This is a genomic window from Tissierella praeacuta (assembly GCF_040396155.1).
GTDB lineage: Bacteria > Bacillota > Clostridia > Tissierellales > Tissierellaceae > Tissierella > Tissierella praeacuta_A.
In genome coordinates this window covers 15967-31279 of sequence record NZ_JBEBOY010000038.1, presented here as the reverse complement: position 1 = coordinate 31279, position 15313 = coordinate 15967, and the positions used below count along the sequence as shown (strand labels likewise).

Sequence of the window (15313 nt, the reverse complement as noted above, 5' to 3'; positions counted from 1 at the left end):
TGTACATTCTATTAAATAATTTAAAATCTTTTATTGACAATTCTTAGCTGGACTTGTATAATCTCCATATCTTTATTATTGTATCAAATTTACTATAGTATTACTAATTTATTTTATATCTATCATAATATATTTATGTACAAATAAGCCAATTAGGACTATAACTTTAAATCTCAACTGGCTTATCATCAATATTTATTAAGATACCTGTGATGCATAAAATCTTGCATATGTTCCACCTTTTTCTACTAACTCGTCATGGGTTCCCTTCTCTATTATTCCAGCCCCCCTAAGAACTATAATTTGGTCTGCTGACTTAATTGTAGATAGACGATGGGCTATTACCAAAGTTGTTCTATTCTTAGAAATTCTATCTAATGCTTGTTGGATTTCTTTCTCTGTTTTTGTATCTAAGGATGAAGTGGCTTCGTCTAAAATTAGAATCGGAGTATCTCTCAATACAGCCCTTGCAATGGAAATCCTCTGTTTCTGCCCCCCTGATAATCGAACTCCTCGCTCTCCTATTATTGTATCATATCCATTTTCCATCCCCTGTATAAACTCATGAGCATTGGCTATTTTAGCTGCCTCAATTACTTTAGCATAATCTGCTGTTTTTAGTCCATAGACAATATTTTCATATATTGTTCCATTAAATAAAAATGTATCTTGCAAAACCATACTAATATTATTTCTGAGACTTTTAAGGGATACATCTTTTATATCAACATCATCAATTAATATAGAACCTTCAACTGGATCATAGAATCTACTTACTAAACTTGCTACTGTGGTTTTTCCAACACCTGTAGTCCCTACTAAAGCTACTGTCTGTCCTTGTTTAATCTTTAAGTTTATATTTTCAAGTACGGGAATCTCTGGTGTATAGTGAAATGTCAAATTTTTAAACTCAATTGTACCTTCTATATTTTTTAATTCTTTAGGATTTTCCGATTCTTTTACATCGGAAATCTCATCTATAACTTCAAATACACGCTCACATCCTGCAATGGCATTGTGAAGCTGATCATTAACATTGGAAAGACTTGTAATTGGCTGATAGAATAGTCCTAGATACATAATAAATCCAATAATATCTCCTATGGAAACCTCTCCTTTAGAAGCTAGATGTCCTCCAAAAATTATAATTCCAACTGTTCCTACAGAACTGAAAAATGTTATAAATGGATAAAATAGTTCTCCAGAGCGAGTGGCATTTAAAAATGCTTTAGAATGATTCAATGCTAAGTTTCTAATTTTATTAGTTTCATAGCTTTGCTGATTAAATGCTTGGATTTCCTTAACAGCAGAAAAATTTTCCTGTAAAGCACCGCTTAATTCCCCCATAGCCTTTGAGTTTAATCTCCAACGTGGTAAAACAACCTTTGAATATCCTATATTAGCCACAAGCAAGAAAGGAATTGATATTAAACTAATTAATGCAAGTTTCACATTTATTGAGAAAAGCATAATAGCCACTCCTATAAATGTAAGTACATCTATAATTAAATCTGGAACTACATGAGCTATGAGTAGCTCTGCATTTACAACGTCATTCATAACTCTACTAACTAAATCACCTATTTGTTTATCGTTAAAATATCCAAGGGAAAGATGTTGTATTTTATCATATAATTTAGTCCTTAAATCAGCTACATAATAATAGGCTCCATAATGAGTCAGATACCCTCTTAGGAAACTACATACTCCCTGTAGTGCATATACTCCTAAAAGAGTAAATCCTAGCCAAAGAGATTTTGAAGCCATTTGAGAATCTCCACCTATTGCTATATCTGTCAGCTTCTTCATTACCCAAGGTGCATATAAACTTGCTATGGTAGATACAACAACTGCTAACATACCAAAAAAAATATATTTCCAATATTCCTTTGCTTCTTTTATAATCCTCAAACAAACTTTCATTATAATCACCTTCAATCATTATTTTACTAAGTCATAAGTAATACAAGCAAATTTATTTGTACGAGGCTCTCGTACAATTTCTGCATCAATATTAAAAACCTTTTTAAGCACTGAACGTGTCATAACCTTATCAGAATCTCCATAACAAATAATCTCTCCACCTCTAATTGCAATCATATAATCAGAAAACCTTGCAGCAAGATTTAAATCATGGAGAACCATCACAATAGTGCACCCCTGTTTCCTATTCAAATCATTTAATAGCTGAAGAACTTCCAATTGATGGGATAAATCAAGGTAAGTCGTAGGTTCATCTAAAAGAATTAAATCAGTCTGTTGTGCCAATGCCATTGCAATCCAAACTCTTTGTCTTTGTCCTCCAGATAATGCATCAACACTACGATTCTCAAATTCAATGAGTTTCGTTGCTTCAAGTGCCCATCTAATGATTTCCCTATCTTCTTTATTGATTTTTCCAAATCCTTTTTGGTGAGGGAATCGACCATATGCAACTAATTCACTAACCGTTAGCCCGCTGGGAGCTGTTGGTGTCTGTGGCAAAATAGCCATTTTCTTTGCTACTTCTTTTGTTGAAAGTTTACTTATATCACTTCCACTTAGATATACCATTCCATTCTTAGGTTTCAAAATACGTCCTATTGCCTTTAAAACCGTTGATTTCCCACATCCATTAGGTCCTATTATTGACGTAACTTTACCCTTTGCTATTTCCATATCTAAGTTCTTTACAATAAGATTTTCATCATACCCTATATCTAAATTTTTAGTTACAATACTCTTCATATTTTCCTCCTAATTTTCCTTTGCCAAAAGATATAAAAAATACGGCGTGCTAAGTACAGTTATTATAATTCCAGTAGGTATATCCGTATCAAAACTCATTGTTCTTGTTAAGGTATCTGCTACTAATACAATTAATGAACCTATCATAGCAGATGCTGGTATTAAAACTTTGTGATTAGATCCAACAAGCTTACGTGCAAGATGAGGACTTATCATTCCTACAAAAAAGAAATTTCCTCCTAAAGCTACACTTCCTGAAGATAGAGCAACTGCTCCTAGAGAAAGTTTTAAAAATTCTTTCTTCACCTCTACCCCTAAGCCTACAGCTGTTTGATTTCCTAAGTTAATAGCATTTAATATTCTAGACTTATAAAAAATATAGAGAAATATTATCAATATCCAAGGAAGCATAATTTTAATATATTTCCAATCTGCTCCCCATAGATTTCCTGCCATCCACCTCTGAATAAACTCCATTTTACTATCATCAAGTTTCAAAGTTATCAGCAAAGTTAATGCACTATATCCAGTACTAACTGCAACACCTGTAAGAATTAACTCAGTAGGTGAAATTTCCTTACCCTTATGATGAGAAAGAAAAAAAATCAATGCTGCTGCCGTAATTCCTCCTATAAATGATAAGAATGGCAACGCCACTATAGAAAACATTCCTTTTCCTGAAAATACACTAATAAATAGTAATACAAAAAGTCCAGATCCTGAACTGATTCCCAAAGTCCCAGGACTTGCCATATCATTTCTAAGAAGGCTTTGCATCACAACTCCCGATACTCCCATGCCAATACCTACAAGAATTGCCAATACTATTCTAGGCAAACGAAATTCAAAAACAATTAAATTTTCCTTATCAGTTCCTTTTCCCAATAAAACATTTAAGACTGCCTTTGGTGATAAATTCATTTTTCCTGAATTTATACTTATAACAATTGATAGAACAATCAAAATTGATAAAATCAAAATAATGCTAAGATTTCTATAAAGGTTTCTCTTTTCCTTTTTCATTCAAATTCCCTCCTTTGTTTTCTGGAGAGATATAAGAAATAAGGCACTCCAACTACAGCAAAAATAATTCCTAGAGGAGTTTCGAAGGGTCGATTTATTAGTCTTCCAAATAAATCAACAACTACTAAAAACACAGCTCCATATAATGCAGAAGCCGGTATTATATATCTATAATCCACCCCTACCATATATCTTACAATATGAGGAACTATAAGCCCTACAAATCCTATAGGTCCTACTATAATAACTGATAGCCCTGTTAAAACAAGTACAATTATAGTAGATAAACCTTTTACACGTTTTGTATTAAGCCCAAGTCCCATTGCTACTTCTTCTCCTAGACTCATTACTGTAATTGAAGGAGATAAACATATGGCAGCAATTGTTCCTAAAATAAACAATGGAGCAATAATTGCAAGCTCATTCCAAGCTGCCCCTGCAGTTCCTCCTGATGTCCAATATGTTAATGATTTTCCAATTCGATATTTAATAGATATATAGGAACTAAAGGCACCAAATAACATAGAAATAGACATTCCAGCCAAAACCAATCTCTGTGGAGTCATTCCCCTTCTTCCTAAAGATGCAGTAAAATATGTCATCCCTGTTGTTACTGCAGCCCCAATACAAGCAAAGAGCATAGTCTGAGCATATGTGCGGTTAGGTAAAAATGCAAAACATAAAGCTATTGCAAAGGTAGAACCTGAACTTATCCCCATAAGTCCTGAGTCTGCAAGGGGATTGCGGGTTGTTCCCTGCATTATTGCCCCTGTAAGCGCTAAACTACACCCCACTATTATATCTGCTACTGTACGTGGAAAACGTAATGTTCTAATGATTTGATGCTCTATTATATTTGAATCAAATTTAAATATTGCTGACCATGCTGTTTTTAAATCCATATCAGCAGCACCAAAGGATATAGATAAAGCTGCAGATAGTATTAAAAGAATAAATCCAATTAACATATATATACTAAAATTCACTACCCCTTTTTGGTCTTTTTTTAGGGTATTATTTTCTATCATCTGACAATCCTCCATTATAAAAGTGACTATTGTTGTGCTATATCAATTAAAGAATTTACTAAGTAATCAATCTGAGCCATAACGGAATACATATCGTCATAGTAAAAGAAATGAGCATCAATAGGTATAATATGATTTTTCTGTACTGCTGGAATACTATTCCAAACTGGATTGGAAGAAAAATCTATATCACTTTCCCATCCAGAAGATAAGAAAATGTAATCACCTGCATACTGGTTTATAGCTTCCAAAGATAATATACTATAAGGTTCTTCACCCTCTAATATGTCCTTCTTCACTAACTCATTAGGAGGTAACTGAAGAAAATCATATATTAAATTTCCTCCTCGCCCCCATTTATTACCTACTATCATCATAGTACTTCCTTCCCAACCTTCATAAATACTAAAAGTATTCTCATACAATCCTGCCTTCTCTAAATTTTCCTTACTAATTTCAATTTTATTATTTAATTCTTCAATAAATTTGTCTGCCTTATGTTCAACTCCTAATGCTTTTGCCATTAATTGAATTCTATCTATACCTTCCATATCAAAAGGAATAAATATTGTAGGCGCAATTTTACTTAATTTATCATATTTTTCCTCATCACTAGTAAATATAAGATCTGGTTCCAGTTTCATAATTTCTTCTATTTCCCATGTAGAAATAACTGGAATATCCTTAACTATATCTTCAAAGGCTGCACCCTCATAAGTTTCTCCTATTGCCACCGGCATAACTCCCAATGCAATTAAATCCCCATGTCTATATGGAGTTGGTAGAATCCTATCAGGATTTATAGGAACTTCCACATCACCTTTGACTGTGGATACTATTCTAGTTTCTTTAGTATCAGAAACAGGATTATCCAAATTTGCAGTAGAATTATTATTTTTACTACATCCAACTAATACCAATATACTTATAACTGTAATAAACAATAATGCTGAACTCTTTTTTCTTTTCTTCATAATCTTTCTGTCCTCCCTAGATTTATATATCTTTATTTTGTAACTTCAAGTAAAGAATTAACAATATAGTCAATTTGATACTTAGTTGAATAAATATCCGTATAATAACTTAAACCAAAGTCCATTTCTATAAACTTATTATTTTTAATAGCTGGAATAGATGTCCATATCTCATTTTTACTTAAATCATCCATACCTTCATATGAACTTCTGATTAAATAATCTCCACAATACTCAGGTAGAACTTCAAAAGAAATACTCTCTGAAAACAATTCCTTATTTATAACATTATCTCGAACACTTTCAGGAGGATTTAAAGATAGGACTGCATATAAAATAGTTCCTGCTCCATGTTTCTGTCCCATTACAATCATTTGATTAAGTCCACCTTCTACCATAGAAACTGTCTTCTTATATATCCCTGCATTCTCCAATTTAGTTTTGGCCTTTTCTAATTCTTCATAATAATTATTTAGTACCTTCTCTGCCTCTTCTTCCCTGTTTAAAGCTTTCCCTACTAATCTTACTCTTTCTTCCATGGAAAGAGTATCATAGGGAACATATACTGTAGGAGCGATTTTAGAAAAGCTGTCATAATCATCTTTACTAATAGAGAGAATCAAATCTGGTTCTAATTTCATAACATTCTCTGGCTTCCAATCATAGGGATGTCCTACAGATGGAATATCCTTAATTAATTCTTCAAAGGCTGCTCCATCATATACTTCAGATATCCCTACTGGCTCAATCCCCAATGCTAAAACATCTCCAATTACATACTGAACAAGAACTCTTTTTGGACTTTCTGGTACTTCTACCTCCCCCATTTCAGTAGGTATAATACGGGTTCCTGATTGTTTATCTTCTTTCTTAATAACTTCAATTTTATCTTCTTTGTTGCATCCTGTAATCCCTATTATGGTAATAACCCCTATACACAGGGTAATTATAGTTTTCTTAATGAAACCTTTACTCATTTCCTTCCCCCTTATACTTAAATATAAATTTTATTATACTTTCAGTTAGCCAGTGCTAACTTTCACAAATTATATCATCTGCAATTATACACTGTCAATAAAGATAATTTTAAGTTCCTTATAAACTAAATTAGCTAATACACTGTAATTTTACAGAATTATAGACCTCATCTTAAATTTTAGATGATTATTTTGGGATATGAATGTCCTATTTAGGGATATTTTATCCATTGGAGTCTTATTGATTTTATGTTATAATAATTATATTAAGTTAGCTTAGACTAACCTTTCTATTTAATAAAAGAGAGGATGAGTAACCATTACAACAAATGAATATAATCTTGGCAATGGGGCAATGGCTCTAAATCTTGGTATGGAAAAATCTTATGTAGGAAATACGATTTCTTATCATTTCCCTTCTGAGCTAGGAGAAGGATGGATAATGGATGTACATGCTGCTGATGGGTTATTTGTTTCTAGCTCATGGTTTACTCCTTATAAAACTGTATCTTATACTATGGAGGTTGAAAAACCATGTATGTGGATTTACTGTGTAGATGAAGGAGATATTACAATTTCCCAAAAAGGAAAATCTAAAAAGAAATTGACATCTATAAATCATGTCATCGTAAATCCTCAGAAACCCTTTACAATCACTTTTGCTGCTGATATCCATGTATGTTATACTTGCGTTTTAGTATTTGATGATTTTATACAAAAATTTTTAAATAATAGAATTATTTATAAACCTTTTTCAATTAATGATGCCAAGAAATGGACTGAACTTCAATATAATACACCTGATATAACATTGGTATTAGAACAAATTAAATGGGGTGTTCGAAAGGCTGATACTCCTACTTTCAACTTTGAATGCAAGATGGGAGAGTTATTGACTCTTATTTTACGAAATGGCTATAATGAATGGTATTATAATCATAATCGAAGATATCATGTTACTTGGGAAAATGAACAAAAAATTCACAATGTGAAAACCTCTATTGATATAAATATATTAAATCCACCATTAATTGAAGAGCTTGCCATAACAGCAGAAATGAGTATAAGCAAACTTCATCGTTGCTTTAAACAAATTTATGGAATGACTATATTTGAATATATTCGCATTGAAAAGATGAAAAAAGCAATGCTTATGTTAGCTTGCGATGAACTAAGTATTAAAAACATAGCAACTCAATGCGGATATGAAAGTTCAAGTAAATTTACTGCAGCTTTTAAAGATGTTCATAAAATTACACCTAGTCAATTTCGTAAGTCTTTTTATCTATAAGGATATAAAAAAGGTTATGGTCGTCACCATAACCTTTTTGTTTTATATTATTATTCTGCTAATTTCTTATATTGTTCATATCTTGCCTTAGCATCTTCTTCAGCTGCTTTAAATAATTCATCTGCTACTTCTGGGAATGTTCTTCTTAATGAAGTATATCTAACCTCAGAATTGATAAAGTCCATAAATGGTTCTGTTGGCTCTTTGGAATCAAGAACAAATGGGTTCTTTCCTTCTTCCTTAAGTCTTGGGTCAAATCTAAATAGATGCCAGTATCCTGTATCTACAGCTTTCTTTTCTTGCTTAATTGTTTTACCCATTCCAACTCTAATACCATGGTTGATACATGGTGCATAACCAATAACTATAGATGGTCCATCATAGGATTCTGCTTCTTTAAGCGCCTTAATAAGTTGATTCATATTAGCACCAAGAGCTACTTGAGCTACATAAACATATCCGTATGAAGTCATCATTAGACCTAAGTTTTTCTTAGTTACTCTCTTACCAGAAGCTGCGAACTTAGCAACTGCTGCAGTTGGTGTTGCCTTAGATGATTGGCCACCAGTATTTGAATACACTTCAGTATCTAATACAAGTATATTTACATCTGCTCCTGAAGCTAGAACATGGTCAAGTCCTCCAAATCCTATATCATAAGCCCAACCGTCTCCACCGAATATCCACATTGATCTCTTAATTAGATAATCTTTAAGTTCTTCGATTTCAGCAAGAATTTCTTTTCCTCTTGCATTAGCTACTTCTTTATTTAATCTTGGTAAGATCATTCCTGTAGCTGCCTTTGAAGCTTTGGCATCTTTCTTACCTTCTATCCAAGCATTAAAGTAGCCATTTAATTCTTCGTCTATATTTAATTCAATGAATTCTTTCATTAATACTTCAAGTTTATCTCTCATTTGTCTAACAGCTACTGCCATACCATAGCCATATTCAGCATTATCTTCGAATAATGAATTTGCCCATGATGGTCCTCTGCCGTCTTGACCTTTACAATATGGCATAGATGGTGCAGAACCTCCCCAGATTGATGAACAACCTGTAGCATTAGCTATCATCATTCTATCTCCAAATAATTGAGTGATTAATTTTACATATGGAGTTTCTCCACATCCAGCACATGCTCCTGAGAATTGAAGATGTGGTTCTTGGAATTGAGAACCTTTAACGCTATATGCATCCATTACATCAGTTTTAGCTTTAACTGTCATAGCATATTCCCAGTTATTAGCTTCAACTTCATATTCTTCTTCAAATGGAGTCATAACTAAAGCTTTTTCTTTAGCTGGACATACGTCAGCACAGTTTCCGCATCCTGTACAATCTAATGGACTGATTTGCATACGGAATCCTAAATCTTCTAATCCTTTTCCTGTAGCTTTTAATGTTTCAAATGTTTCAGGTGCATTTGCTTTTTCTTCTCCGTCTACTAGAATTGGTCTAATAACTGCATGAGGGCAAACAAATGAACATTGGTTACATTGAATACAATTTTCTTTAATCCATTTTGGTACATCTACTGCTATACCACGTTTTTCATATGCTGATGTTCCATGTGGGAATGAACCGTCTTCCCTGCCAACAAAAGTACTTACAGGTAAATTATCTCCTTCTTGTCTATTCATTGGAGTTAATACTTTTTCAATGAATTCTGGTACTTCTTTAGTTGCTGCTTTTTCAGCTTCTGCATTTTTCCAAGTTGCTGGAACGTCTATCTTAACTAATGCACCAATACCTTTTTCTACTGCTTCATAATTCATCTTAACAATTTCATCACCCTTAGTACCATAATCAGAAACTATGGATTTCTTCAAGTGTTCAATTGCTTCATCTATTGGTAGAACTTCTGATAATTTAAAGAATGCTGATTGCATTATCATATTAGTTCTTCCGCCTAAACCTATTTCTACAGCTATCTTAGTAGCGTCTATTGTATAGAAATTAATATTATGTTCTGCAATATATTTCTTCATTTCTGCTGGTAGATGTTTATCTAATTCTTCTGGACTCCAAGTACAGTTTAGAAGGAAAATTCCTCCGTCTTTTAATCCTTTAAGTATATCATATTGATGTACATATGATTGTTTTGAACATGAAACAAAGTCTGCATCTGTAATTAAATAAGTTGATTTAATTGGCTTATGTCCAAATCTTAAGTGAGATATAGTAACTCCACCTGATTTCTTACTGTCATATGCAAAATATCCTTGAGCATACATATCAGTATCGTCACCAATAATCTTTATAGCAGATTTATTAGCTCCAACTGTTCCATCAGAACCGAATCCCCAGAATTTACATCTAATTGTTCCTTCTGGTTCAGTTTTTATAATTTCATTAACATCTAATGATAAATTAGTTACATCATCTTCTATACCAATAGTAAATCTATCTTTTGGCTTATCAGCCTTTAAGTTTTCATATACAGTTAATATTTGTGAAGGAGTAGTATCCTTTGAACCAAGTCCGTATCTTCCTCCAACTATAACTGGTCTCATATCTGCATCATAGAATATGTTCTTAATATCTAAGTGTAAAGGTTCAGCAATAGCACCTTTTTCCTTAGTTCTATCTAATACAGCTATTTTCTTCACTGTTTTTGGTAATACATCAAAGAAATATTTTGGTTCAAAAGGTCTATATAGATGAACTTTAATAACCCCTACTTTTTCACCTTTTGCCATTAAGTAATCTATAGTTTCTTCTATAGTTTCAGTAACTGAACCCATAGCAACTATTATTCTTTCAGCTTCTGGATCTCCATAATAGTTGAAAGGTTTATAGTTTCTTCCTGTTATTTTATTTATTTCATTCATATATTCTACTACTATATCTACTACCTTGTCATAGTATGGATTAGCAGCTTCTACAGCTTGGAAATAAATATCTGGATTTTGTGCAGTACCTTTTGTATAAGGTTTTTCTGGATTTAATGCTCTTTGTCTAAATTCATTAAGTGCATCATGATCAACTAGTTTCTCTAAATCTGCATAGTCCATTACTTCAATTTTTTGTATCTCGTGAGATGTTCTAAATCCGTCAAAGAAATGTAGGAAAGGAACTCTGCCTTTTATAGCTGAAAGATGAGCAACTCCTGCTAAGTCCATTGTTTCTTGAACTGAACCTGATGCAAGTAATGCAAACCCTGTTTGTCTAGTTGCCATAACATCTTGGTGATCTCCAAATATACTAAGTGCATGTCCTGCTAAAGCTCTAGCTGAAACGTGGAATACTGCTGGTAACAGTTCTCCTGCCATTTTGTACATATTTGGAATCATAAGTAATAATCCTTGTGAAGCCGTAAAAGTAGTAGTTAATGCTCCTGCTGATAAGGAACCGTGTACCGCTCCTGCTGCTCCCGCTTCAGATTGCATTTCTGTAACTAGTACTTCCTGTCCGAATATATTTTTTCTGTCATTAGCAGACCATTCATCTACTAATTCCGCCATTGTTGATGATGGTGTAATAGGATAGATTGCAGCTACATCAGTAAAAGCATATGCAACATGAGCAGCGGCAGTATTTCCATCCATGGTTTTCATTAATTTTGCCATATATAGACCTCCTTTTTTATTATAAAACTTAACATTGATTGTAAAAAATTTAACATTTTGTCAATTGACATATTAGTACTTCATGACATTCTGCTCCTACTTAAGTATATGAAATATTGTAACGAAAGTCAATCTCTGAAAGACCCATTTTTTAAAGATAGACTATTTGCAATATTCTCTTATATGAAATTTTTAAGTCCTATATAGCCAATTTCCTAGAAATCTGTTTTAGGAATAATTATCCAAGCTAATATATATGCTAATATTCCAGGAAAAGGTGGAAAAAATGATAAAACTATCCATCCTAGTCTCACTATGGTGGAATCAATTTCAAAATATTCCGCAATACCTCCACATACTCCAGCTATTTTCTTATCCGTACTTGATAAATATAATTTTTTCAATTAATGCCCCCCTTTATTTTTATTAAAATGATTGTATAATTCATTTGCAGCTAATTTATTCATACCCTTTACTTCTAATAGTTCTTCTATTGTTGCATTTTTTATCTTATCAATGCTTTGAAAATGTTTTAATAATTCTACCTTTCTTTTTTCCCCTATCCCCTTAATATCATCTAACTCAGATTTAAACATTTTTTTACTCCTTAAAGATCTATGATAAGATATAGCAAATCTATGGGCTTCCTCTTGAATTCTATATATCAATCTAAAACCTTTAGAATCCTCTGCCAAACTTATCTCCTTATTATTATATATTATTCCTCTAGTTTTATGAAAATCATCTTTTACAAGTCCACATACAGGAATATCTATATTTAATTCTTTTAATACTCTAATTGCAACATTGACTTGCCCCTTACCGCCGTCCATCATTATTAAATCCGGAAAAATAGAAAAACCTTTTACCTCTATTTTATTTTCCTTTAAAAGCTTTCTTTCTTCTATACCTCTAGTAAATCGTCTCAACAATATTTCTTCCATACTGCCATAATCGTCTGGACCTATTATACTTCTAATTCTAAATCTTCTATAATCTGATTTCTTAGCCTCACCTTTTTCAAAGACTACCATAGATCCAACTGATTCTACTCCACTAATATTAGATATATCAAATGCTTCTATTCTATTTAATTCATTAGAAAAGCCTAGAATATCCTTTAATTCTTCTAAAGACTTTTGATTTTCTCTAGCCTTTTTCAAAAATCTATCTCCATATTGATTTAACATATCTAATGCATTTTTTCTTACCATTTCAATTAAGTCCACTTTATCTCCACGTTTTGGCACTAGAATATTTACCTTAGTACCTTTCTTTTCGCTTAGCCAATTAGTTATAGTTTCCATATCCGGGACTTCGTCTTCAATTATTATCTCTTTTGGTACATAGGATGCCCCTATATAAAATTGTTTAATAAATGAACTAAGTATTTCCTTTCTATCTTCCTCAAAAATATCATCTAATATAAAATGTTCTCTACCAACTATTTTTCCATCTCTAATGAAAAATATCTGAACACATACTTCTTCAATTCCTCTTGCCATTCCAATTATATCTTGATCTATTACATTTGTAGTAGATACTATCTTTTGCTTTTCATGAAGTAAATTTAAAGAATTTATCTGATCTCTACATTTTGCCGCTAATTCAAAATCCAATCTTTGAGCTGCTTCTTTCATTCTGTTTTCTATTATAGATACTAATTTATCTTCTCTTCCATTTAAAAATAAAAGTATTTCATTAATCATATCCATATATTGATTTTCGTCTGCATTGCCTTGACATGGTCCTAAGCATCTGTCTATATAAAAATTTAAACAAGGTCTCGATTTTCCTATATCTTTATCTAGATTTCTATTACATGTTCTAAGGGGATATATATTTCGAATAATCTCTATGGCATCATTTACTGCATATACACTGGGATAAGGTCCAAAATATTTGGCTCCATCCTTCAAAACCTGTCTAGTTTTCATCACCCTAGGATACTTCTCATTAACTGTTACTTTGATATAAGGATATTGTTTATCATCTCTTAATAAGATATTATACTTAGGCTTATGCTTCTTTATTAAATTTGCTTCAAGTATTAAAGCCTCTATTTCATTATCAACTATTATATATTCAAATTCAGAGATATGCTTAACCATAGCATTAACTTTGGGTGGATTGTTTTTTCCAGACTGAAAATACTGTCTCACCCTTTTTCTAAGGGATATGGCTTTACCAACGTAAATTATCTCATCATTTTTATCTTTCATTATATAAACACCTGGTTTATCAGGTAATTTTTTTAACTCTTCTTCTATATTGAACATTTTATCACCCTTTAAATTTATGCAATTTTAAATTTAATTTTCTCTAGTTTTTTAGCCTAGTTATTATTAGTAGAACCTTATTTCTATTATAGCAAACTTATTGATTTTTAGTTGTTAAATCATATTTTTTATAAATAAAATGCGATACCAATATTAGTATCGCATTTTATTTATTATTCATTTACACTATTTACTGCTTTTTTTACTTCTTTTACTAAATCTTTGACTCTCTCTTCGATTAATTGCAAATCTTCTTCTCTTGGAGTTCCTTTAAACTCAACTGGATCTATAAAATCCCATTTCATACAATATTTATTCATTATTTCATCAAGTTCTTTTTGAGCTCCGCCTGACCATCCATAAGAACCAAGTCTAAATGCCTTTCTGCCAAATATCTTTTTCTTACCTAACTCTTCCAATACAGCTGCCATTGGTGGAAACATTTTATATTCATATGTTGGCATGGCAAGAATTATCCCTGTTGAATTCCAAGCAGATGCTAATACAGTTCCCCATGAAGTTTCTGGAACTCGATGGATATTAACTTTTATATCTTCTCCTTCTAATATCTTGACTATATAATCTACTGCCTTTTCTGTCATTCCATACATTGATCCCCATATAAGAGTTATTTCTTCTTTTGCAGGCCCTTTTTGATAAGAAGCATATCTAGCATAATCTTCTATAATCTTATTAGGGTCTTTTCTCCACACTATTCCATGTCCTGGTGCTATAATTTTAATAGGTAAAGGAGAACATTTATCAATGGCCTTTTTAACTGGCATAGAAAAAGATGCCACTATATTCGCATAATATCTAACTGCCTCATTTTCATAAAAATCTATTGCCTGTGAATCAAGCATATCATCATAATTAGCTTCCTTTAGATTTCCAAATGACCCAAAGGCATCACATGAAAATAAAGTACCTGTTAAAGTATCAAAGGTTGCTATTGTATCTGGCCAATGAACATTTGGTATTTCTACAAATTTTAGAGTATGTCCATTTCCTAAATCTAAAGTATCATTATCAGTCACAACAGTAATATTCTCTGTATGTCCATAAAAAGCATCTAATAATTCAGCTGATTTCTTACTGCAAATTACCTTAAAATTAGGATTTATTTCTTTGAAAGCCTCAATCCAACCTGAGTGATCTGGTTCCATATGGTTTATTATGAGATATTCTATTGACTTAGGATCTATACTTAATTCATCTAAAAGAGCAAATAAAGATTCTGGGACTCCATCCCATCCGCAAACTCCATCTACTATTGCAGTTTTTTCGCCTTTGATTATATATGAATTTAATGAAACTCCATTTGGGATATCCCATAGCCCTTCAAATAATATGTTTTCTACATTTACTGAAAGTAAATATGTATCATCAATAACCTTTGTTACATTCATTTTATTCCTCCTTCTGATTAATAAGTATCATTT

Annotated in this window: 11 protein-coding genes; 1 reads left to right on the top strand and 10 read right to left on the bottom strand. The window is 32.1% G+C overall.

The features are described 5' to 3' along the window. Positions 1–198: 198 nt before the first annotated feature. The 6 genes from ABWP20_RS14950 to ABWP20_RS14925 are packed head-to-tail and all read right to left on the bottom strand — an operon-like array spanning position 199 to position 6729. Positions 199–1923 (bottom strand): ABC transporter ATP-binding protein, encoded by a 1725-nt coding sequence (locus tag ABWP20_RS14950; protein WP_353096837.1) that lies wholly within the window; start codon positions 1921–1923, stop codon positions 199–201. A gap of 18 nt (positions 1924–1941) precedes the next feature. Further along, a complete protein-coding gene (locus ABWP20_RS14945; protein ID WP_353096835.1) occupies positions 1942–2727 on the bottom strand; it encodes an ABC transporter ATP-binding protein in 786 nt (261 codons plus the stop codon). 9 nt (positions 2728–2736) lie between these two features. After that, complete coding sequence (locus ABWP20_RS14940; protein ID WP_353096834.1) at positions 2737–3750, bottom strand: FecCD family ABC transporter permease; 1014 nt, start codon at positions 3748–3750, stop codon at positions 2737–2739. After that, positions 3747–4778 carry a FecCD family ABC transporter permease gene (locus ABWP20_RS14935; protein WP_353096832.1) on the bottom strand — a complete coding sequence of 344 codons (1032 nt, stop codon included), beginning with the start codon at positions 4776–4778 and terminating at the stop codon, positions 3747–3749. Before ABWP20_RS14935 ends, ABWP20_RS14940 begins: the two co-directional genes overlap by 4 nt. A 26-nt stretch (positions 4779–4804) precedes the next feature. Further along, positions 4805–5752, bottom strand: coding sequence for an ABC transporter substrate-binding protein (locus ABWP20_RS14930; protein WP_353096831.1), 948 nt, complete (start codon positions 5750–5752; stop codon positions 4805–4807). A 32-nt stretch (positions 5753–5784) separates the two neighbouring features. Beyond that, on the bottom strand, positions 5785–6729 hold the full coding sequence (locus tag ABWP20_RS14925) for an ABC transporter substrate-binding protein (RefSeq protein WP_353096830.1): 945 nt from the start codon (positions 6727–6729) through the stop codon (positions 5785–5787). A gap of 355 nt (positions 6730–7084) precedes the next feature. Between ABWP20_RS14925 and ABWP20_RS14920 the strand changes: the two genes are divergently transcribed. Beyond that, positions 7085–8020, top strand: a complete 936-nt coding sequence (locus tag ABWP20_RS14920; RefSeq protein ID WP_353096829.1) for a helix-turn-helix domain-containing protein — start codon at positions 7085–7087, stop codon at positions 8018–8020. 50 nt (positions 8021–8070) lie between these two features. Here the strand turns inward: ABWP20_RS14920 and nifJ are convergent, their stop codons facing one another. The 4 genes from nifJ to ABWP20_RS14900 all read right to left on the bottom strand — a co-directional run bounded on the left by nifJ (position 8071) and on the right by ABWP20_RS14900 (position 15280). Further along, a complete protein-coding gene (gene nifJ, locus ABWP20_RS14915; protein ID WP_353096828.1) occupies positions 8071–11592 on the bottom strand; it encodes a pyruvate:ferredoxin (flavodoxin) oxidoreductase in 3522 nt (1173 codons plus the stop codon). Between the two features lie 215 nt (positions 11593–11807). Next, positions 11808–11996, bottom strand: coding sequence for a PspC domain-containing protein (locus ABWP20_RS14910; protein WP_353096826.1), 189 nt, complete (start codon positions 11994–11996; stop codon positions 11808–11810). Next, on the bottom strand, positions 11997–13871 hold the full coding sequence (uvrC, locus tag ABWP20_RS14905; protein ID WP_353096824.1) for an excinuclease ABC subunit UvrC: 1875 nt from the start codon (positions 13869–13871) through the stop codon (positions 11997–11999). 173 nt (positions 13872–14044) lie between these two features. Then, positions 14045–15280, bottom strand: coding sequence for an FprA family A-type flavoprotein (locus tag ABWP20_RS14900; protein WP_353096822.1), 1236 nt, complete (start codon positions 15278–15280; stop codon positions 14045–14047). Between the last annotated feature and the right edge of the window lie 33 nt (positions 15281–15313).